Annotated in this window: 1 pseudogene; it reads left to right on the top strand. The window is 64.0% G+C overall.

Annotation, left to right across the window (positions count from 1 at the left end):
* A pseudogene (locus SB764_RS44570) lies at positions 1–236 on the top strand (allantoate amidohydrolase); the annotation flags it as partial.

Here is a 236-nt window from a genome sequence, read left to right as displayed (position 1 = left end):
CTTCTGGCTCGATGTCCGCCACCCGGACGACGCCGTCACCGCTGCCCTCGTCGAAAACATCCATGCTCAGGCGCAACTGGCTGCCAATGAAGAAGGCTGCAGCGTCGAGTTGGCCGAGGAATCACTCAGCCCCACCGTCCATTTCGACCCCGGACTGCTGCAACAACTCCACGCTGCCTTGCCCGACGCCCCGATCCTGGACACCGGCGCCGGACACGATGCAGGAGTACTCTCAC

The sequence above is a fragment of the Paraburkholderia sp. SIMBA_027 genome (assembly GCF_046535315.1).
GTDB lineage: Bacteria > Pseudomonadota > Gammaproteobacteria > Burkholderiales > Burkholderiaceae > Paraburkholderia > Paraburkholderia tropica.
This window is presented reverse-complemented; position numbering and strand designations above follow the sequence as displayed.